The sequence below is a fragment of the Odoribacter lunatus genome, from assembly GCF_943193135.1.
GTDB lineage: Bacteria > Bacteroidota > Bacteroidia > Bacteroidales > Marinifilaceae > Culturomica > Culturomica lunata.
Window position 1 is genome coordinate 19,725 of the sequence record NZ_CALPCZ010000013.1, and the last position, 23,075, is coordinate 42,799.

At 44.9% G+C, this 23,075-nt stretch carries 13 protein-coding genes; 5 read left to right on the forward strand and 8 right to left on the reverse strand.

What is annotated here, in order from left to right:
• Window positions 1–15 precede the first annotated feature (15 nt).
• From NFR61_RS06695 to NFR61_RS06725, 7 genes are all read right to left on the reverse strand, one after another.
• Window positions 16–981, reverse strand: a complete 966-nt coding sequence (locus tag NFR61_RS06695) for a PorP/SprF family type IX secretion system membrane protein (RefSeq protein WP_251621958.1) — start codon at window positions 979–981, stop codon at window positions 16–18.
• A complete protein-coding gene (locus tag NFR61_RS06700) occupies window positions 978–7,421 on the reverse strand; it encodes a PKD domain-containing protein (protein ID WP_251621960.1) in 6,444 nt (2,147 codons plus the stop codon). Before NFR61_RS06700 ends, NFR61_RS06695 begins: the two co-directional genes overlap by 4 nt.
• 20 nt (window positions 7,422–7,441) lie before the next feature.
• The gene (locus NFR61_RS06705) at window positions 7,442–8,761 is read right to left on the reverse strand and encodes a leucine-rich repeat domain-containing protein (protein ID WP_251621962.1); all 1,320 of its coding nucleotides are present in this window, start codon (window positions 8,759–8,761) and stop codon (window positions 7,442–7,444) included.
• 217 nt (window positions 8,762–8,978) lie between these two features.
• Complete coding sequence (locus NFR61_RS06710; protein WP_251621964.1) at window positions 8,979–9,185, reverse strand: heavy-metal-associated domain-containing protein; 207 nt, start codon at window positions 9,183–9,185, stop codon at window positions 8,979–8,981.
• Window positions 9,186–9,196: 11 nt separating this feature from the next.
• Window positions 9,197–10,495 (reverse strand): M18 family aminopeptidase, encoded by a 1,299-nt coding sequence (locus tag NFR61_RS06715; protein WP_251621966.1) that lies wholly within the window; start codon window positions 10,493–10,495, stop codon window positions 9,197–9,199.
• Window positions 10,496–10,506: 11 nt separating this feature from the next.
• On the reverse strand, window positions 10,507–11,346 hold the full coding sequence (cysQ, locus tag NFR61_RS06720) for a 3'(2'),5'-bisphosphate nucleotidase CysQ (RefSeq protein WP_251621968.1): 840 nt from the start codon (window positions 11,344–11,346) through the stop codon (window positions 10,507–10,509).
• A gap of 118 nt (window positions 11,347–11,464) precedes the next feature.
• Window positions 11,465–12,142 carry an ABC transporter ATP-binding protein gene (locus NFR61_RS06725; protein WP_251621970.1) on the reverse strand — a complete coding sequence of 226 codons (678 nt, stop codon included), beginning with the start codon at window positions 12,140–12,142 and terminating at the stop codon, window positions 11,465–11,467.
• Window positions 12,143–12,380: 238 nt separating this feature from the next.
• On the opposite strand from NFR61_RS06725, the gene NFR61_RS06730 reads away from it, so the two are divergent.
• The 3 genes from NFR61_RS06730 to NFR61_RS06740 are packed head-to-tail and all read left to right on the forward strand — an operon-like array spanning window position 12,381 to window position 17,982.
• A complete protein-coding gene (locus NFR61_RS06730; RefSeq protein ID WP_251621972.1) occupies window positions 12,381–13,448 on the forward strand; it encodes an efflux RND transporter periplasmic adaptor subunit in 1,068 nt (355 codons plus the stop codon).
• Window positions 13,449–13,462: 14 nt separating this feature from the next.
• Window positions 13,463–16,567 carry an efflux RND transporter permease subunit gene (locus tag NFR61_RS06735; protein WP_251621974.1) on the forward strand — a complete coding sequence of 1,035 codons (3,105 nt, stop codon included), beginning with the start codon at window positions 13,463–13,465 and terminating at the stop codon, window positions 16,565–16,567.
• A gap of 5 nt (window positions 16,568–16,572) precedes the next feature.
• The gene (locus tag NFR61_RS06740) at window positions 16,573–17,982 is read left to right on the forward strand and encodes a TolC family protein (RefSeq protein ID WP_251621976.1); all 1,410 of its coding nucleotides are present in this window, start codon (window positions 16,573–16,575) and stop codon (window positions 17,980–17,982) included.
• 7 nt (window positions 17,983–17,989) lie between these two features.
• Here the strand turns inward: NFR61_RS06740 and NFR61_RS06745 are convergent, their stop codons facing one another.
• The gene (locus tag NFR61_RS06745) at window positions 17,990–18,640 is read right to left on the reverse strand and encodes a recombinase family protein (protein WP_251621978.1); all 651 of its coding nucleotides are present in this window, start codon (window positions 18,638–18,640) and stop codon (window positions 17,990–17,992) included.
• Window positions 18,641–18,830: 190 nt separating this feature from the next.
• Between NFR61_RS06745 and NFR61_RS06750 the strand changes: the two genes are divergently transcribed.
• Together NFR61_RS06750 and NFR61_RS06755 are read left to right on the forward strand one after the other, a co-directional pair.
• Complete coding sequence (locus NFR61_RS06750) at window positions 18,831–19,913, forward strand: efflux RND transporter periplasmic adaptor subunit (RefSeq protein WP_251621979.1); 1,083 nt, start codon at window positions 18,831–18,833, stop codon at window positions 19,911–19,913.
• A gap of 20 nt (window positions 19,914–19,933) precedes the next feature.
• Window positions 19,934–23,065, forward strand: coding sequence for an efflux RND transporter permease subunit (locus NFR61_RS06755; protein ID WP_251621981.1), 3,132 nt, complete (start codon window positions 19,934–19,936; stop codon window positions 23,063–23,065).
• The last annotated feature ends 10 nt before the right edge of the window (window positions 23,066–23,075 follow it).

Sequence of the window (23,075 nt, forward strand, 5' to 3'; positions counted from 1 at the left end):
AGAAAATCAATAGTGTTATCTCCTAAACCCGTCCGCGACACATTTTGTCGGGAACAACGGATACGTGACTATCACCTCGAACGTCCCCTTTGTATTACCTTTCAGTGACCGGATATTGTAATCGTAACTGCAGAGGATTTTCATCTCCGACAACAGCTTCACCCCCGCCAAAAAACCAAACTCCCCCGTTGAACGCCCCAATAGCGAAAACTGGAACTTCTCCCGCTGCGTCGGATGATTCAGGTAAAACGACACCACCCCGTCCACCTGGAAGTCGTCTTCCGTCTGCTTCACACACAATCCCCATTCCATATCGTAAGTCGTCGGAGAAGCCGAAGTACGGTACGATGGACGGAATATCCGCCCCAATAGCCGGGTGCGGTACCTCCCGTACACATAGTTCGTACCCCCGAATATCGCCTCCTCTTTCTTGAAAAAGGAAAACAGATGCTGTGTCGAAAGCCCGACTCGGAAAGAAGGATTCACGATATATTCCACCCCCAGACCCATATTCCATTTCTTCTTACCTGCAAACAGATTCTCCAGCGCCGGGTCCGTTTCATCCTCTATCAGCACTTCACTCCTGTCCGCTTTCTGAAACTGGTACCCCCACGAAAAGCCCATACTCAAAAAACTCTCTTGAAAAGAAAGTGTGTAAGCATACGAAACGGAAACATCCGTACTGTTCAGATAGCCGATTTTGTCATTCAACAGCTTCACCCCTGCCTGCATCTTGTACTTCTCCCAATAAAAAGCACCCGTCCCGAAAACTGTCACCGGACTGCCCGAAAGCCCCAGCCACTGTTTCCTGGCCGAAAGCGAGAAATAAGCACTCGCCTCCGTATTCACAAAAGCAGGATTGATATAGTAGGGATTTTCCCAGTAAAAGGCCGTAGAAGGATTCACCTGCCCCCTGGCGCAGAAAAACGTCAGCTGAAGCAAACACCACCATAGCGTATATCCTCGTACCCGTTTACTCATCGAATCAGTGTCACATAGCCCGTTTTCATCCTTTCTCCCAAGGCCGTCCGGTAATAAAGACGGTAAAAATAAGTATCCGCCGGTGCAGGACTGCCCTTGTAGGTTCCGTCCCAACCGTTTTCTCCCGTATATATCCGCAAACCGTTGCGGTTGATGATTTCTATGCGGTAATCACCCATGAACACATCGTTGATGCCGTCGCCGTTCGGACTGAACGTATTGAGGGTTTTCGGGAAAAAAGCCACCTCTATCTGCGCCCGGCTCTCCGTCACACAACTGTCCGCGTTGAATACCTTCAGCCATACGTCGTAATACTTCTCACTGTGCGCGTCATACGTATGCGAAACACTGTCGCCTACTCCCGTTACTCCGTCCCCGAAATCCCACTCGCAACGCATGCCCGGCAAGACATCCACCCGGAAATGGACGGTGGGATAATCCTCGTCTATCAACAGGCGGTTCGCCCGTATCGGTATCTCCGGGAAATAGGGCGGCACATACTGGACGTAAGAGTACAGGTTCTCACACCCGCCGGAAGTCTCCAGACGGAGCTGTATCCGGTACAGCCCGGAATTCGCATACGTGTGGTATCCCTCCTCGCTGCGGAACACCTTCCCATCTCCCATATCCCACAGCCACGCACTTTGGGGAACGACGGGATTAAAGAAGAACGCATAGCCGTGCAGGCTGCAATCCTCCAGCGAGAGACCGATGGCTCCCTCTATCTTCTTCTCCTCCGTCAGGGTCAAAAGGACGGTACTGTCACAGCGGGCTATGGTTTTCAGATAAAGGTAATGCTCGCCGGGGGTGGTCACGCTGAAACCGTACTGGTTGTAGGTGGTCCCCTCGCAAAGAATACCGGAAAGCCGCACATCATACACCGGATGAACCGTCAGGTAAAGGCAATAAACACTGTCGCAGCCGTGAACCGTCGTCAATGAATCGTAATACGTACCGCTTTCATACAAACGCCTGCCGCGGAAATCGAACGTATCCCCCTCGCAGATGTTTTCCGTTCGGGGATAGAAGTAAGTCGGGTAAACATACAATTCCAACGTCACGAGGCTGTCGCAACCGTGAACGGAACGCAAACGACGGCGATAGGTACCGGTCTCCCTTATATCGGAAAGTTGAAAGCCGTGGCGGACGTAACGCGCCGAGGGACACACGGAATCGTACAGAATCGTATTATACACCGGATGGACTTTCAGATGCAACGTAAGCACCGAATCGCATCCGGCACGGGAAAAAAGCGTCAACGAATCTTCTCTGTCGGCCTGCACGGAAGACAGAGAGAAACCGTGTTTATAATACCCGTCCCCCTGGCAAACCGTGTCGTACAAAGGCGTATTGTACACCGGCTGCACCGCCAGGTATAACGTACGTATCGAATCGCACTTCCAGACACTTTGGAACGTATCCCGGATGACCGTATCGCGATAAACGGCAGGAAGGCGGACGCCGTATTTATCATAGCTGCTGCCGTAACAAACAACATCCTGAAAATAAGGACGAGGTATCGGATGAACGGTCAAAGTCATGCGGTAAACACTATCGCAACCGTGGACAGTACTCAAGGAATCATAGTAAACACCGCTCTTGTACAGCTTACGCCCTCTGAAATCAACAGTATCTCCGGAGCAGATATCCTTTGCATAAGTATAGAGATATTTCGGCCACACGTGCAGGTTTAAAGTGACGGTACTGTCGCAGCCGTGAACACTCAGGTGATTTTGGGTAAATGAACCGCCTAAAGTACCTTCGGGCAAACTGAAACCATGAAGATAATACCCTTCACCCCGGCAAATCGTATCGTAAAAAGTCGTATCATACACCGGATGAACCGTCAGATATAACGTACGTAGCGAATCGCACCCCCAACGGGTTTTAAAGGAATCCCGGACTATCGTATCGCGATAAACGGCAGGAAGGCTGAAACCGTAATTATTATATGGGCTACCGAAGCAGACCGCACCCGAAAAAGAAGAGTCGTAGACCGGATGAACCTCCAACGTCATGCTGAAGACACTATCGCAGCCGTGGACGGTTTTCAAGGAATCATAGTAAACACCGTTCTCATACAACTTGCGACCCCGGAAATCAAAGGTATCCCTTTCACAGACATCCTTGGTATAAGTATAGAGATATTTCGGCCACACATGCAAATTTAAGGTGACATTACTGTCACAGCCGTGGATTGTATGCAAAGGTTGCGGATGTGTTAAACTTTCTGTTACGGCGGCAAGATTCAGACCGTGTTTATAGTAGGCATCCCCCTGGCAAACCGTATCGTACAATATCGTATCATACACCGGATGAACCGTCAGGTATAACGTACGCAGCGAATCGCACCCCCAACGGGTTTTAAAGGAATCCCGGACTATCGTATCGCGATAAACGGCAGGAAGACTGAAACCGTAATTACTGTATGGGCTACCGGAACAGACCGCACCCGAAAAAGAAAAGCCATAGACCGGATGAACCTTCAGCGTCATGCTGAAGACACTATCGCAACCGTGGACGGTTTTCAAGGAATCGTAGTAAACACCGCTCTTGTACAGCTTACGCCCTCTGAAATCAAAGGTATCCCCGGCACAAATATCTTTCGTTTGGGAATTGAAATATTTCGGCCATACGTGCAGGTTTAAGGTGACGGTACTGTCGCAGCCGTGGATTGTGTGCAAAGGTTGTGTATGCGTTAAACTTCCTGTTACGGCGGCAAGATTCAGACCGTGTTTATAGTAGGAATCCCCTTGGGAAACCGTGTCGTACAAGGTCGTATCAAAAGACTGCTGAATCGTCAAATGCAGATTGACGATACTGTCACACCCCGTAATGGTACTGATGCATTGAAAGCGATAATCGCCCGATACCGTCCCGACATCAAAAGTTGTATCACCCCACTCGTAAGGTAAGTCCTTTGTGCAAACAGTTACGGACGTGTCCGTCACGGTACTACCGCATCCCGTCGTGTCCCGCCCTGCAACGCAACGCACGGAATAGGCACCATCCCCACCATAAGTAAATTTCGATTCAATATCCGGAAAAGTAAGGAGATAGGCAGCTTCATTATTATATACTCGTGTAGTTGACCAATATTCTCCCATAGTAGTAAACGTTCCATAATCAACAGGAAATGAACGGGAACCGGCTGCCGGCATAAAGATAGTGTTACCACTGGTCTTGTCTGTAAATCGCATACCATTGACTCCGTTCTGTTGCGTCCACTCATACTCCACGTTCAAATCGTCAAACAAAGTAAACATTTCTCCTATGGTCGGTATCCGCCAATCTGCCGGACACGGATTATTAATTGCCTCCCAGCGAGAATCTTTAGAACTATTGTAGCTCCAATGATTAAGATATCCTTTAAGGGGATGTCCCTTTTTCCGGTTCCATTGATAAAGCAAGCCAAACGCTTCAGGTGTATCGGCGAAAGTATTGGGATTGTCCACATTGCTTTCCGCCCAACACACGCCGTTAATAAATACCCCTCTTTCCTTGCAGGGCTTACCGCATAGCGTATCCACCGTCAGATACAAATAGAAAATACTGTCACATCCGCTTGCCGGATTGGTGCGCCGGATGCAATACTCCCCGGTTACCGTTCCTTCCCGGAATGTTGTATCATGCCATGTATAGGGCAAAGTCTCCTTACAAATATTTTCAGAGGCGGTCAAAACAATATCACACGCATTCTCGTCTGCAACGCAACGGACGGAATAACCATCGGCATAAGGTCGTTGTTGGAAAAAAACATTATCCCACAAAGCCCAATGATTTGACCCCGACCAATACTCCTTACGTTGAGTAATGTGTGTCACACCATGCTCGTCCCGATAATTGGCATGCGGCAAGAAAATCATATTACCGGTGGCAATGTCTGTGTATCTTGTACTAAGAACTCTGTCCCGTGCCGTTTCTATGCTGCTTACTTTTGTTTTGTCAAATAACTTCTCCATTTCTTCTGCAGTAGGCATCCGCCATCCCACAGGACACGGGTCATTGGCAGGCTCCCATGTATCGCCCGGTTCAAGACTGCTGGCCCAACCGGAAACACTTTCCGGTGTCATAGCAGGCCACCCCTTCTTCCGGTTCCATTGGTAGAGCATACCGTACGGCTTGCCGGGGTTGGCAAAGCGTCCCGGCTCGTCCACGTTGTACTTCGCCCAGCACACCTCGTTAATCAACACTCCGGGGCAAGGTTTTTCGCATTTATCCACCGTCAAATGCAGATTGACGATACTGTCACACCCCGTCACGGTACTGATGCGCTGAAAGCGATAGTCGCCCGATACCGTCCCGACGTCAAAAATCGTATCCCCCCATTCGTAAGGCAAATCCTTTGCACAAACAGTTACGGAAGTGTCTGTGATAATGGTGTCACACTTCAAATCGGCAACACAACGGACAGAGAGTCCATAAATCGTGAGAAAATTCACGTCACTAAAATAATCGTGCTTAAAGAACAATATCTTAGCCAACATTTCAGCTGATCGCATATCAGACCAATACCACCCTTCATGCTCTGAAGGTATTTTCTCATGATTTCCATCTCGATACCTGACACTGGGTAAGAAAATAGTATTGCCAGTCGTATTATCGGTAAATTTCCTTCCATTAACTCCGTTTTGCAATGTCCAAATAGAATTCACCTTCACATCGTCCAATAATGCATCTATTTCCTCGGCAGTTGGTACCCGCCAACCCGCAGGACACGGATCATTGGCAGCTTCCCAACTTTCACCAGACGGAACACTACTGTCCCATCCGGAAACCTCCCCTGTTGCAGGCCATCCCTTTCTCCGGTTCCATTGGTAGAGCATGCCACTCGCTTCGGGAGTGGCAGCAAAAGTGCCCGGCTCGTCTACATTGCTTCTTGCCCAGCACACGCCGTTAATCCATTCGCCGGGGCAAACGGACAGATGCAAATTGACGATACTGTCGCACCCCGTAACGGTACTGATGCGCTGAAAGCGATAAACTCCTGATTTTGTCCCGACATCAAAAATCGTATCACGCCACTCGTAAGGCAAATCCTTTGTGCAAATAGTGACGGAAGTGTCTGTAACCACATCGGCACACGTCGGTACGTTTTCATCGGCAACACAACGGACGGTGGATCCAATGTCGTTTGAGAAATCCTCCAAATCTGCCAAGTTGTACCTGCCTACCACTAAACTTCTAGCCCTACCATTCCCTGAAGAAGAACCGGACCAATAATGCCCATCTCCAGCAGCGCCTGTCCCCCACGAAGTAAGACATGTCGAAAGAGGGAAAAAAAGGGATGTCCCCGTAGTCACATATGTAAATTCAATGCCCTCGACGCCATTTCGTTGTGTAGATATACTGGTAACTTTCCCGGAATTTAATGAGCCCATTTCCTCCGCCGTGGGCACCCTCCACCCCGCAGGGCACGGGTCATTTTCAGACTCCCAGCGTTCTCCGGGAGCGGAGGTATTATCCCATTCTGCACCGGGTTTTTCCGCTGGCCACCCTTTTTTCCGGTTCCATTGGTAATACATGCCATACGATTCGGGAGTGGAGGCAAAGGTACCCGGTTTGTCCACATTGCTTCTTGCCCAGCATACCCCGTTAATCCACAGGCCGGGGCAGGGAATATGACATACTGTGTCTACCGTCAGATACAAATAAACGGTACTGTCACAACCGGTTTCTTTACAAGTGCGTCGAAAATAGAACTCGCCGGTTCTCGTTCCTTCTCTGAAAACCGTATCACGCCATCTGTAAGGCAAATCCTTTTCACAAATAACTTCGGAAGTGGTTAAAACAATATCGCAAGCTGTTTCATCTGCAACACAGCGAACGGGAAATCCTAGAGCCGCATTCTGGGAATAAACCTTTAACTGAAGTGCGCCATGAGAATTATCCAACTCCAAAGCGTAACGGGATGAATTTAACCAATAAAAAGTTTGACCTAGAGCATAATAACGTCCACTTTCATAGATAAAGCCAGTATTACAAGGCAGATCTATCGTATTGCGGGTAACTCTATCTATAAGTATTTTATTATCAAAATGTGTTGAATTATAATTTTCCGATATTTTTATTAAGCGATTTACTTCTTCAACAGTAGGCATCCGCCAGCCGGCAGGACAGGGATCATTGGCAGCTTCCCATGTATCACTGGGGTCGGGGCTGCTATCCCATTCGGAAAAACTGCCCGTGGCAGACCATCCCTTTCTCCGGTTCCACTGGTAATACATTCCGTTGGGATTGGCCGGATTGGCAAAGTGCCCCGGCTCGTCCACGTTGTACTTCGCCCAGCATACCCCGTCCATCAACACCCCGGGGCAGGCTCTAAAACCAATCTTCTCCTGTGAAACCGCCGTTTGTTCAAAAAACAAAAAGATACACCAAAGAAATAATATTTTATTCTTGATAATGTGTATTGGGATATGACACAGGAGAAAATTCATTCTATATGTTTTTCTGCGTATTACTCATTAATCTGCCAATTTTTCTTGCTCGCTACACCAACCAAATCATTAATATATCTGGAATAGGTATACAGATGCCCCGGAGTTACTCCATTTCTATCTGGTAATGCAAGGCCGAGAGTTTCTATATTTGTCGAGTCCTTTTCAAAAGGCGTATACTCTATTCGCAATTCATATAGTCTTACAAAATCGGCTTTTGAACAGTTTAAATGCGTTAATTTAGAACGGGTCGTCCTTAAGGTATGCACTCTCACGCCGGACAAGTCTAATTCCGTTATTTTCGAGCCGGAAATATCAACAGCATACAACATCGTGTTTTTTGATAAATCCAACAAGGTAAAAGGTGTAGACGCTACATTCAGTGTAAACAATTTCGGGAAGATGGCAAAACTCGTAGCACCAATAGGATCGCCATTGATTGTTTCTAACGAAAGGCCTTCCAAAGAAACAACGGTTAAATTCGGATTACTACGTAAATCAAGGTTTGTTATGGAAGTAAAAGAAACATCTATGCTTGACAGTTTTGTTTGGTTACTTAAATCAAGCTCCTTGATCGGATTGAAGGAAAGATTCAGCAAGGTAAGATTGGAATTGTCCGACAGACTAATAGCTGTTATTTCATTGTTCCCAAGCATCAATCGATAAAGAGCCGGATTAGCAGACAAATCAATGTCTGTCAGCTGATTGTTTTCCGCAGAAAAATTATAAAGCACAGGCATACGAGTGACGTCAACGGAGGAAAGCTCATTGTTTGAAACATCAAGTACTTGTAGTGCCGGATACTCATCCGACAACAGTATCTCTTCCAAATAATTATTTACACAATTTAAAGTTTCCAGGTTCTCATTAGAGTGAATACTCAATGAAATAAGTTCGTCATCATCTACCGTCAGACTCTGTAATGCCTGTTCCGAATCGCTTATATATATCACATGAGACAGATAATTATCGGTATATCTATAAGAATAGTTATGCTCCTTACCATCCGCTATTATATTTAAAGTCGAATCATCTCCCCAAGTAATTGTCATAGGCTCTGTTGCCCGCACTTTGATAGTAACCGAATCTTTAATCGTTACCATCACAACTCCGGGAGCAGTAATACGCGTCTGTGGCATCCGGTTCAGCGCCTGTTCGATTAATTCGGCTTTGGAGTATTTTTGAAGTAATTCGGCTTTAGAGAGCTGTTTTGTCTCTTCGGGGAGGTTGATTTCAAAGTCGTCGTCACTGCTGCACGAAGTTGCATAGATTGACAGTGTTAAACACGCGAACAGCATAAAACAAGCTGATTTTATGCTTTTAAAAATTGTTTTTTTCATGGGAATAAATCTTAAGAATTAATATTTTTTACAAATGTAAATAAAATAATTTATCTAATACTATAAATATCAATTTTACTTTATTTTATCCGAAATAAATAATGCTACAAAATAAAATCTATGCTATGCCGATAAAAGACAATAAACTCAATTATACTAAAAAAACACTACCTTAAGTAGTGTTTTTCAATGAAAAAGAATTTTTTCAAACTCTTTATTACAGCAATTCGGCTTTGAAACCGGCGGATTCGATGGTTTCTGCAATTTTTGTAGCCGGTAGGTCGGTTGTTACGGTAACAGTTTTGTCGGGGCTGTTCAAATCCACCTGCCAATTCCCGTGAGGAAGCAATTCATCCATACAAGGCGTCAGTTTGGCGACACAGCCTGCGCATTTCAAGGTGGTTTTAAATTTGTATGTGTTCATGTTTATTTGTTTTATATGTTATAAAATGTCGTAAATGCTTTGATTACGTAATCATGGTCTTGCGTGCCGGCGGTTTCGCGTACGGAATGCATCGCCCACATGGGATTGCCTATGTCTACCCCCCGGAGTTCCATTTGGGAAAGCAGTATGTTGCCCAATGTGGAACCTCCCGCCATGTCGGAGTGATTGACGAAAGTCTGGTAAGGAATGTCTGCCATCCGGCAAATGGTGGCAAAGACGGCTGCCGAGTCCCCGTCCGTCACATATTTTTGGTTGGCATTCAGTTTGATAACCGGGCCGCCGTTCATAATCGGGTGGTTGGTGGGGTCGTGCTTTTCCGGATAGTTCGGATGCAATGCGTGTGCCATGTCCGCCGAAATCATGAAAGAGTTGTGGATGGCTCGGTACAGGTCTTCCTGTGTGCCGCCCAGTCCGAAGACGATGCGTTCGATAATTGTCCGGAGTATGGGAGAGCCGGCGCCCTGTTTGGTGCCGCTGCCTACTTCTTCGTTGTCGAAAATGGCTAACACTTTGGTCTTGGAGGATTTTCCGGAAGCGGTGAGCGCTTTCATACCGGCGTGTACCATGGCCAGGTCGTCTAATCGGCCGCAGGATATAAATTCGTCATTGATTCCCGTAAAACAGCCTTTTTCAACGTCGTATAGCGTCAGGTCGAAATCAAGGATAAGTTCCGGGTCTACCTGCATTTCGGTTGCAATCAGCTTCAGCAGGAAATTATCTTTTTCAAAGTGTTCGTTAATCATTCCGATGACCGGCAACATATCCCGTTGTTTGCTTAACGGGTTGCCCTGTTCGTTGATTGTTCGGTTGAAATGGATGGCCAGATGGGGGATGATTAATAGCGGCCGCTTGAAGTTTACGAATTGGACGGCGGGTTTCAACGGATTGTCGCTTTTTAATAAAACCCTGCCGGCAAGAGATAACGGGCGGTCGAACCAGGTATATAAAATAGGGCCTCCGTAGACTTCCGTATTTAATTTCAGGTATTTCCCCGCTACCGTCATTTCAGCGGAAGGCTTGATGCGGAAGGAAGGGGAATCGCTGTGAGCGCAGATGAACTTGAATCCGTTTTCGGCCATGTTGCCTTCACCCGGAATAAACGCGAAGAGGGAGGAGTGGTTTTTGGTTACGAAATATTTGCCTCCTCGTTCAAGGTGCCATGCTTCACCGGAAAACAGTTGTTTGAATCCGTTTTTGGAGAGTTGTTTTTTCAGGTTAAGGATAGCATGATAATTGGTCGGACTTTCGTTGATAAACTGGATGAGTTCCTGTGCTGCCTGTTTTTCCATGGTGTGATGTTCTAATTGCCTATTTTATTGTAATGAATGTATATATCGTTGCCTTCTTCTACCTGTTCTTTTATTTTTTTACTGAACATGATAAAAGGCGGGTTTTCCATGCTTTCTTTGTTGTATTGCAGGGTTGAATAGTCTTTCGGATTGACGACCATACCGCCGGCGGTTTCAACAATCACTTGTCCTGCGGCGGAATCCCATTCGTAACACCGTCCGAATTTCGGATAAATATCCGCCAGGCCTTTGGCTATTTCCGCTTGTTTGGCGGATGCGCCCAGGGGGATTAATTCAATGCTGTAACCTTTGGATTGCAGATAGTCGATGTATTCAAATTCCGCTTCTGTCATGTTAAAGCGGCTGACAACCATTTTCAGCTTGGAACCGGTGGATTTATTCAGCGGAAGTTCGGAGCAGACACCGTCTTTTTTGATATAGCATTTATCGTTTTTGTAAGCCCAGATAATCTCGTTGTCCCGAACGTTGTTAATCATTCCGAAAACGGGTTGTCCGTTTTGGATTAAGGCGATGTTGATACAGAAACGTCCGTTTTTGTAAATGAATTCTTTTGTCCCGTCCAACGGGTCTACGAGCCAGAAGTATTCCCATTTCTTCCGTGTATTGTAATCCGGAAGGTTGGATTCTTCGCTGATGATGGGGATATGGGGATAAAGAGCCTTGAGGTCGTGATTCAGTATCTCGTTTGACGAGCGGTCTGCTTCCGTGACGGGAGTGGCATCTACTTTCATCTCAATATCCAATTCTTGTTTTTCGTATAGTTCAAGTAAGTTCTTGCCTGCGTTTTCAATGATTTCAAGAATTTGGTTTATGTTTTCTTTTATTTGCATTTGCAATGAGATTAAACTTTACAATGGCTAAAGTAATAAATAAAATCGGAGTGTTAAAATTGAAATAAAAAAAAGAGGGCATTATGCCCTCTTTTCATCGAGTTAATTTATGAGAAAATTATAAATTGGGTTTTTCGGTAACGATTTGCCCGTCGAATAGATTTATCACCCGGTGCGTAAAGGAGGCATCGTGTTGAGAGTGGGTTACCATGACAATCGTTGTGCCTTCTTTGTTGAGTTCCGTCAATAGATTCATGACTTCCATACCGTTTTTGGAGTCGAGGTTTCCGGTCGGCTCATCGGCGAGGATGAGTTTGGGGCCTGCAACAACGGCTCTGGCAATGGCTACACGTTGTTGTTGTCCTCCGGATAATTGTTGCGGGAAGTGTTTTGCCCGGTGACTGATTTTCATCCGGTCGAGGATTTGGTTTACTTTTTCTTTTCTTTCACTGGCTTTCAGTTTCAGGTAAATCAAAGGCAGTTCGATGTTTTCATAGACGTTCAGTTCGTCTATCAGGTTGAAACTTTGAAATACGAAACCGATGTTTCCTTTGCGTACCATGGTACGCTGCCTTTCTTTGAGTGTACCGACTTCTTTCCCGTCAAAGTAGTATTTGCCGGAAGAGGGATTGTCCAGCAGCCCGATAATGTTCAATAGGGTTGATTTTCCGCATCCGGAAGGTCCCATAATGGCAACAAATTCGCCTTCTTTGATGTGTAAAGATACATCGCTCAATGCAGATGTTTCGACTTCTTCCGTACGGAAGACTTTGTTTAAATTTTCTATTTGTATCATATCCTGTATTTTGAATGATTTTGCATTTGTTGTTTTTATATAGCTATTTTCGTGCCAAACTTGTAATTGATTGTTTGTTAGTGTGTTGTAATTTTGGTGTATGCGTGTGTATGTAAAAAAAATGGACAGGGGTGTTTGATTTTTAGACAGAGCCGTATTATTTTTTAATAAAGATGTGTGTATTAATGAAAAAAATCGTTATTTCGTACTTTTAAAAGTGTTGCTAAATAAAAAAGATATGGTGAAAAGTTATATGTTGTCCCTTGTCGTTTTCGGAGTGGTGTGTGGGGGATGCCGTCATGATGAGGAAAAGAATACGGAAGCGGTGGGAACCGTGAAAGTGGAAACGGTAGAGAGTTATCAAAATGAATTGACGATTGCTTATCCGGGAAAAGTGAAGGCTTCGTCGGATGTGGATTTGGCTTTCCGGGTGGCAGGTCCTTTGCATCGCTTGCCGGTGGAAGTCGGCGCTTTTGTGAAAGAAGGGCAAGTGATAGCTGAGATAGACCCTCGTGATTATAAGGTGCAGCAGGAGGCGACAGAGGGAGAGTATAAGCAGATTAAGGCGGAAGCGGAACGCGTGATGGAGTTGTATAAGAGAGGAAGTGTGCCGGTAAATGATTATGACAAGGCAGTATATGGTTTGCAGCAGATTACGGCAAAGTATGAAGCTCACAAAAATGCGTTGGCGGATACGCGGATGAAGGCACCTTTTAGTGGATATATTCAGAAAAAATATTTTAACGAACATGAGACGGTGGGAGCCGGCATGCCTGTTGTCTCGATGATTAGCGATGGTTATTTTGAGGTGGAGGCGGACATTCCTTCCAGCGATTATATTCGTCAGAATCATTTTAAGTCTTTTGTATGTACGTTTGATATTTTCCCTGGTAAAGAGTTTCCGTTGAGTCTGATAGAGATTACCCGGAAGGCTAATTTGAATCAATTGTATCGTGTCCGGCTGAAACTGAAGAATGAGAAGGAAATGAATATTGCAGCGGGAATGAGTGTGAGTGTGATGATAGAATACGCTCCCGAAGAGAATACATTGACGTTGGTTCCCGTAACGGCGGTTTTTGAAAAGGAGGGAGAAGCCCGGGTATGGGTATATGATGAAGCGGCTGCGTGTGTGCGGGAAAGGAAAATTGTTCCGGGGAAAATTTTAAAGACCGGGCAGATGATGGTGTCGGAAGGATTGGTTGCGGGAGAGAAGGTGGTTTCTGCGGGTGTGCATAACTTGAAAGAGGGTATGAAAGTCAAGTTGCTGAAACCGGTGAGTAAGACGAATGTTGGTGGATTACTGTAAGTGGAAATAAATATATGAATATCACGGAATATGCCTTGAATAATAGGGCATTAATTAAATTTTTTATAGCCGTATTGGTGGCTGGCGGAATCTTTGCGTTTAGCTCCATGAGTAAATTGGAAGATCCGGAGTTGAAGGTAAAACAGGCGATGGTGGTGACGGTTTATCCGGGAGCTTCGGCCCATAAGGTCGAACTGGAGGTGACGGATGTATTGGAAAAGTCGATTTGCTCTATGGGAGACGTAGACAATATCCAGTCCAAGTCCATGTCGGATGTTTCGCAGATAACGGTGACATTGTCAAGTACGGTAAGTCCGGACGAATTGGAACAGAAGTGGGATATGCTTCGGCGGAAAGTGACCAATGCGCAGGCGGAATTGCCTTCCGGAGTGACGACATCGGTCGTGTTGGATGATTTCGGGGATGTTTACGGTATGTTTTATGCCATGACGACAGACGGGATTGCCGATGAGGAATTGTTGGATTATGCGTGGTTGATTAAGCGGGAATTGCAGGATATTGAAGGGGTAAAGCGTGTGGAGATTTACGGTAATCGCAAGCCTTGTATTGATATAGAAATTATTCAGGATCGGATGGCGAATATGGGAGTGCATCCGCTGGAAGTGCTTTCGACACTGAACGGTCAGAATCAAACGGTTTATCCGGGGTATTTTAATAGCGGGGATGAACGTATCCGGGTAAAAATCAATGATAATTATAAATCGGTAGATGATATTCGCAATTTGATTTTGCAAGGGCACGAACAAGATCAGTTGCGATTGGGGGATATTGCGATGATTACCCGCGGGTATCAGACACCGGCACGCAATGAGATGCGGTATGATACGCTCAGGGCATTAGGAATATCGCTTTCTATGGAGAAAGGGGGAAATATTGTGGAGTTGGGGAAAGTAGTGGATAAAAAACTGGAAGAGTTGAAAGCACGGATGCCGTTGGGGATAGATTTTCATAAAGTATTTTTTCAGCCTGATCAGGTAAGCGATTCGATAAATGTGTTTATGGTCAATCTGATAGAGTCTGTACTGATTGTGATTGTTGTTTTGATGCTGACGATGGGTTTGCGGAGCGGGATGATTATCGGAGTGGGACTTGTGATTATCGTTTTGGGGTCGTTTGTGGTGCTTTATCTTTTTGGCGGAACATTGCAGCGGGTTTCTTTGGGGGCATTGATTATTGCTATGGGAATGTTGGTGGATAATGCAATTGTCATCATTGACGGCATACAGGTCGATTTGGAAAAAGGAGTGGAAAAGCCGGGGGCGTTGGTGAATATTACCCGTAAGACGGCTTGGCCTCTGTTGGGAGCGACATTGATTGCGATACTGGCTTTCTTGCCGATTTTCCTGTCTCCGGACACGACAGGGGAATATGTGAGGGATTTGTTTATTGTTTTGGCGGTATCGTTGCTGTTGAGCTGGTTGTTGGCTTTAACCCAGATTCCTTTGCATGCTGACCGGTTGTTGAAAGTGAAGCCTCGTGAGAATGAAGATTTGTATGATAGTCGGATTTATCGGATATTTTACACATTTCTCCGAAGTATGCTTTCCCACAGAAAATTGGCATTGGGGGTAACGGTGCTTTTATTGGGGATAAGTATTTATGCTTTTCGTTTTATTCCGCAAGGTTTTTTCCCGGATTTGAGTTATAAGCAGTTATATATCGAATTTCAAATGCCGGAAGGAACGAGAATAGAACGGGTGAAAGCCGATTTGTCGGAAATCGAGGGGTATTTGCTGGGACGACCGGAAGTGGAACATGTGACCGCCAGTTTCGGAGGGACTCCTTCCCGGTATAATTTGGTCCGTTCCATTGCAGAACCTTCCATGAGCTACGGAGAACTTATTGTGGATTTTACGACGGCGGATAAATTGAAATATTCAATACCGGAGATACAGCATTATTTGACGGAGAATTATCCGGATGCTTATGTTCGGATAAAGAGGTATAATTTAATGTATGAGAAATTTCCCGTAGAGTTGATGTTTACGGGACCTGACCCGGCGGTATTGAAAGAATTGACGGCGAAGGCAATGGAGATTATGAAGAAAGAGCCGAAAGCAATGTTGGTGAGACGGGATTGGGACCCGATGGTGCCGGTATTGACTGTGGAATATGAACAGCCGATAGCCCGAATGGCGGGATTGTCACGGGCGGACATAGGCATGTCGATGCTTTCGGCTACGGACGGAATGCCTGTCGGCTCGTATTATGAGGGAACGCATGCGTTGCCGATTTATATGAAAAGTATCGACCACCAAGGGGAAAAGGTGGGGACATTGCATAATATTCCGGTATGGAGCATGTTGCCCTCGGTAACAAGTTTGAATGGAGAGATATTGAAGGGCTTGCTTACAGGAACAGTGAAAAGCGAGGATTTATTGTTGAATGCAATAGGTTCTACGCCGCTTAGTCAGGCAACTCGGGGGATAAATATTTCATGGGAAGACCCTGTTGTGAGACGTTATAATGGACAGCGGGCGATGAAAGCACAGTGTAATAATGTGTGGGGCATGACAGCAGAAGATGTGCGTCGGGCGATTATGCCGGCAATAGACACGATTACCCTGCCGGAGGGATATGGGTATAAATGGTTGGGAGAATACCGGGCAAGCAGTCAGTCCACCAAATATTTGTTCCGCAGTTTGCCGTGGGCGGTAGTGCTGATGATAGCTATTTTAATTATGTTGTTTCGGGATTTTAAGAAACCGGCGATTATATTCCTTTCGCTGCCCCTGGCAATGGTGGGAATTGTTGCGGGGATGTTGCTTACGGGAAAGGATTTCGGTTTCGTAGCCATCGTCGGAGCATTGGGATTGATAGGTATGATGATAAAAAATGGAGTTGTCTTGTTGGACGAGATTATGTTGCAGATTCAATCAGGCAAGGAACCGGTGAAAGCGTTGCTTGATTCTTCAGCATCTCGCTTTCGTCCGGTAATGATGGCTGCTTTAACCACTATCCTGGGAATGATTCCTTTGTTGGCGGATGACTTGTTCGGAGCGATGGCGGTGACGATAATGTTTGGTTTGTTGGTAGGAACGGTTATTACTCTGGTATTTATACCAGTATTATATGCTTTGTTTTTTAAGATAAAGTGATGGATATGAGATTTGTTTTGGTTTTATTGGGAATATTGACGGCAGCGTTGGCGCCTGCTTCCGCACAAGTGGAATTGAATATTCAAAAGTGTCGGGAGATGGCGTTGGAAAGTAGTAAGAAAATGGCGATAGCCGATAAGCAATTGCTGAAAGCGGGATATGATAAGAAAGCTTATCGGGCTAATTTCTTTCCAAAGTTGTCGGCCATGGGGATGTATGCCTATATGCAGAAAGATTATTCTTTTAAGATAGAAGGAGGGAATTTGCCGACATTTGTTCCGGGGGAAAATACGTTGGTGCCGAACTATTTGCTGGATGCCAACGGAAAAGTTGTGGTAGGGGCTGACGGACGCCCGGTGTTCGCTCAATATGCTTTTATGCCCGATATCGCGATAACCATGGGATTGGACAACGCCTACACATTGGGTGCCGTATTGGAAATGCCTGTATATATGGGAGGGAAAATACGCAATGCTTATCAAATGGCAGAAGTGGGAACGGAAATGGCGAAATTGAATGTCAATTATAATCGGGCGGAAGTGATTATGGAGGTGGAAAATGCCTTTTGGCAATATGTTCGTTTGCAGGAATTGGAATTGTCAGCTCAAAAATACAGAGAAGTGGTTAGTGAATTGGTGCATAATTTGACGGATGCCCAACAAGTGGGAATGGTTTCAAAGAATGATTTATTGAAAGCCCAGGTAAAGCAAAACGAGGCGGAACTTTTATTGCAGAAAACCCAAAATGGTAAACGCTTGGCGGGAATGAACTTATGCCGGGTCATCGGGTTGGATTTAAATACGGCGGTAAAAGCGGCAGATTCGCTGACCGGTTTTGTTACACCCGGCGTGTTGGAAAGTGGTGTGGTCATAACGAATCGTCCGGAATACAGTATTTTGGATAAAGAGGTGGAATTGAAAGAAAGGCAGGTGAATATCGTCCGTTCTGATTTTTTACCCCAATTGGGTGTTTCCGTCTCTTACGGTTATACCGATGGTATAAATGTGAATGGAGAAACGGATGGGATAGCTTCTTTTATGGCAATGGCTTCATTGAAAGTACCTGTTTTTCATTGGAGTGAGGGCCGGAATAAAATAAAAGCGATGAGGGCGGAGCAGGAAATGACCGAGTTGAAAAAAGAAGACGCAGAGCAAATGATGGTGCTTGAAGCGACCAAAGCGCGTTTTAATGTGGAAGATGCGCTTACCCGGGTGAAATTGACGGAACATTCTCTCTTGCAGGCGGAGGAAAATTTAGCGGAAAGTAAGAATAAATACGAGTTAGGGCTGGAGATTCTTACCAATTATATGGAAGCACAGGCGCAGTGGCAAAAGGCATGGAGCGATTGGATTGATGCCAAAGCGGAATTGCGTTTAAGTGAAACTCACTATTTGAAAGCGACAGGAAGGCTTTAAAATAGAATTATCTATTTCCTATATGCCGGATATAAAAGAGGCGTACTGTTTCGGGAGCGACTTTGTATTTATGAGCTATTTTTTGGTAGGAATAGCCTTTGGTGCGAAGTATTTTAATATCTTCCATATGTTCGTATAATTTACAGGAACAGAGACTGCCTTTGGGGCGTCCCAGCTTCATCCCGGCTGCTCGGCGTCTTGCTAAGGCTTCCCGGGTTCGTTGGGAGATAAGGGTACGTTCTATCTCGGCGCATAAACCGAAAGCAAAGGCCAATACCTGGCTGTTAATAGAGGAGTCGAATTTGTATCCTTCTTTTATGCTGTGAATCGTGATGCCTTTTTCGATAGATTGATGAATGATATTCATAATGTTTATCAACTTGCGGCTCAATCGGGATACTTCCGTAATGATTAATATGTCTCCTTGTTGCAGTTTATCAAGTAATACTCCTAATTTCCTTTCATCTTCTTTTTTTGTACCGCTGACGGTTTCCTTACACCATACATTAATTTTCAGCTCTTGTCGTTTACAGAAATTAAGAATCTCACTTTTTTGATTTAAAGTAGTTTGTCGGTCAGTACTTACACGTAGATAGGCGGCAATAATTTGTTTCCTTTCCTTATGTAGATTAGGGGTATAATATTCGTTGATAAACATCTTGAATAGGAATTATGCCGGAGTCTATTCGCGTTTATAGCTTGGTATTGAGATTAGTAATTTATGATTCGGGGTGACAAATATACGAAAATATATCGCATCGCATTTTTTTGGCTTCTAAATGAAACAACTTTTGAGGTTTTAAGTATATATAAAAAAACGTTTTAAAACTTAAAGTCTTATAAAACAAATGAAGGGGTTTTCATATTTTTTTGCATGTTTGGGAGTAGGATTGATTCTGGCGGGAGTACTGCTTTCCTGTCAGGGAAAAACATCAACGCTGGAGATTGCCCAATTGGTGAAAACGACAATCGTTCAAACACACAAAGATGATTTTTCTGTGACTTATCCGGGGGTATTGAAAGCGGCTTCCGATGTGAAACTGGCATTTCGGGTACCGGGGCCCATTGACAAAGTTTGGGTAAAGGAAGGACAGTATGTCAAAAAAGGGACATTGTTGGCGCAATTAGACCAAAGAGATTATAATCTTCAATACGAAGCGGCAGCCGCAGAATATAAACAAATAAAAGGAGAGACGGACCGAATTATCGAATTATATCAGACAAACAGTGTTTCGGAGAACGATTATGATAAGGCAGTGGCGGCACAAAAACAGGCTTGGGCATTGTATCATGCCCGGCTAAATGCGTTGGAAGATACAAAATTGAAAGCTCCGTTTGACGGATATATTCAGAAAAAATATTTTGATAGTTATGAAATCGTCAATCAGGGGGTACCGGTAGTTTCCATGATTGATGACAATTATCTGGATGTCAATGTGGATATTCCTGCTACGGATTATATTCGCAGTGCTGATTTTTCAGATTATCAAATGAGGGTAGATGTTTATCCTGATACACTTTTACCGCTTGAACTGGTGGAAATAAACCGCAATGCCAATTTTAATCAACTCTTTCAAGTTCATTTTCGATTGAAGAGAGATAAAAAGTTATCCTTGGCGCCGGGAATGAGTGCCAGTGTAACAATCCGTTATAAACCGGATAGCGGAAAAATGTCTGTAATACCGGTTTCCGCATTACTACAAGAGGAGGGACACACTTATGTCTGGCTGCTCGGTGGAAAAGAACGGGATGTGGTAAAGAAAACTCTTGTGGAAGTCTGTCAGGTCTTGAAAGACGGGACGGCAATTGTCAATGCGGAATTGCAAGCGGGAGATATAATTGTCTCCGCTGGTGTGAACACTTTGAAAGAAGGACAGCAGGTGCGCATACTTCCTTCTCCTTCCGTTTCCAATGTTGGTCATTTATTGTAACCTTAACGCTTCATGTATTTATGAATCTGACGGAATATGCTTTAAAGAATAAAGCGCTGATTTATCTTTTCATTTTTGTATTGGTTGTCGGGGGAATTTACGCATTCAAAACAATGAGTAAATTGGAAGATCCGGCAATAACGGTAAAACAGGCAATGGTCGTAACGGCTTATCCGGGGGCTTCCGCTTTTCAGGTAGAATTGGAAGTGACCGACTTGCTTGAAAAATCCATCCGGTCAATGGGGGATTTAGACCATGTGGAATCCCGTTCCATGGACGATGTATCGGAAATCTTGGTCGAGTTGAGTAGTACGGTGCCTTTAGCCGAATTGCAGCAGAAATGGGATATCTTGCGACGGAAAGTAGCGAATGTGCAAGGACAATTGCCGCAAGGAGCGCAACCATCTATGGTGCTTGACGATTTCGGGGATGTATATGGCATGTTTTATGCCATGACGTCCGACGGTTTTGATTATCAGAAAATGATGGACTATGCGCAACTTGTCCGTCGGACAGTGCTGGATATAGACGGGGTGAGCAGTGTGGATATTTACGGCGAGCACCAGCCTTGTGTTGATATAGACATCAAGGAAGATAAAATGGCGAACTTGGGAGTACATCCTGCCGAAATTATTTTGACATTGAACGGTCAAAACCAGACCGTTTATTCCGGCTATTACGATAGTGGAGAGAAACGCATGCGGGTGGGAATAGGCGGAAACTTTCAAAGTCTGGACGACATACGTAATTTATTGATAAAAGGACACGAGGACGACAATGTTCGTCTGGGTGACGTTGCCCAAATCAATCATGGTTATGTAAAACCTTTTCGGGAAAGTTTGCTGTATGATACAATACCGGCAATAGCCATTTCCATTGCAATGGAAAAAGGCGGAAATATTATTGATTTGGGCAAAGTGGTTGATAAAAAATTGGATGAATTGAAAACGGAAATCATTCCGGCAGGCATTGATTTCAAAAAAGTATTTTTTCAGCCGACCCGGGTAAAAAGCGCAATCAATGTCTTCATGGTAAATTTGATAGAGTCCGTGCTCATTGTCATCCTTATTGTGATGCTGTTCATGGGATTCAGGAGCGGATACATCATCGGGGTCAGTCTGGTCATAGTCGTATTAGGTTCTTTCGTGGTATTGCACATGATGCACGGAACATTGCAACGGGTCTCGTTGGCTTCCTTTATCATCGCGATGGGAATGTTGGTAGACAACGCCATTGTTATCGTAGACGGCATCATGGTTGATTTACAAAGGGGGATAAAAAAGCCGCAGGCTTTAATCGATATTACAAAAAGAACAGGGTGGCCTTTGTTGGGGGCGACGACTATCGGTATATTGACCTTCCTTCCGATTTACATGTCTCCCGACACGACGGGAGAATATGTCCGGGACCTTTTTATCGTATTGGCGGTATCTCTCTGGTTAAGTTGGATACTGGCACTGGGGTATGCGCCGTTGCAGGCAGATCGGGTATTAAAAGTGAAAGGAAAACCCGTATCTGAAGAAGAATTGTATCGTCGGCCGGTGTATCGGATATATCGCAAGACATTACAATTTTCCATTGATAATCGCTGGTTGGTAGTCATAGCGGTTGTTATCCTGTCGCTTATCAGTGTGTGGGGTTTTCGGTTTATCCGGCAGGGATTCTTTCCCGATTTGAGTTATAATCAGCTATACATAGAATATCAAATGCCTTACGGAACAAACCCGGAAAAAGTCCGGACAGATTTGGCGGCAATGGAACGATATTTAATGAGCCAACCGGAAATTACCGCTGTTACAACCAGTCTGGGAGGAACTCCCTCCCGCTATAATTTAGTCAGGACAGTTGCGGAACCGGCCTTGAGTTACGGAGAATTGATAGTTGATTTTACTTCGCCTGCAACCCTAAAAGACAATTTGCCGAGGTTACAGAAATATCTTTCGGAACACTATCCGGAAGGATATGTGCGGATGAAACGCTACAATTTGATGTACATGAACTTCCCGATACAGTTTATGATTGCAGGCCCGGACCCTGCGGTATTGAAAGATTTATGCGGACAGGTGGAACAGATTATGCGGGAGGATTCCTCGGCAATACTGGTCACGAACAATTGGGGACCGATGACACCGATGCTGAATGTCAATTATTCCCAGCAAATAGCCCGTAGGGCGGAACTTTCAAGGAGTGATGTAGGACTGGCCTTATTGGCGGCAACGGATGGGTTGCCCGTGGCTTCCTACTATGAAGGGGAGCATGTTCTTCCGTTATACATTAAAAGTGTGAACGCAAAGGGGGAAAGATTAAATTGGATAGACAATATTCCCGTATGGAGTTTAACTCCATCAACCAATGGCTTGATTACCGAGGTAAAAGAATTGATGATGGGCATGACTTCCGTGGATGATATTTTGAAAAACGCCGTGGGGGCGAAATCATTAAGTCAGGCGGCTAATGGCATAAATATGAAATGGGAAGTGCCTTTGGTCAGACGTTATAACGGACAGCGCTCTATTTCTGCTCAATGTAACAACGCTCCCGGTTTTACGACAACCGAAGTCCGTAATAATCTGTTACCCAAAATAAACTCATTGCAGATACCTCCTGGGTATACCACAAAATGGCTGGGAGAATATTTGGCAAGTACCCAATCAGAGCAATATTTATTTAAAAATGTGCCGATAGCAATCGTATTGGTCATTGCAATCTTGGTTGCACTGTTCCGTGATTTCCGGAAACCGGTGATGATACTCCTATGTTTGCCGATAGCTGTAATCGGTATCGTAGCCGGCATGCTGCTGGCGGATAAAGAATTCGGTTTCGTCGCTATCGTCGGAGCCTTGGGATTAGTAGGGATGATGATAAAGAACGGAGTCGTATTGGTGGATGAGGTCGGGATACAAATCAAGGCCGGAAAAGAGCCTTTTCTTGCCTTATTGGATGCATCCTCTTCCAGACTGCGGCCGGTTCTTTTGGCAGCCTTGACAACCATCCTGGGAATGATACCTTTGGTCAATGATGATATGTTCGGTTCTTTGGCAGTAACGATTATGGGAGGGTTATTAGTCGGGACAATCATCACACTGGTCATATTGCCGGTACTATATGCATTATTTTATAAAATCAAAGAAACACATCCCGAAGAAAGATAAACAAGTGTTG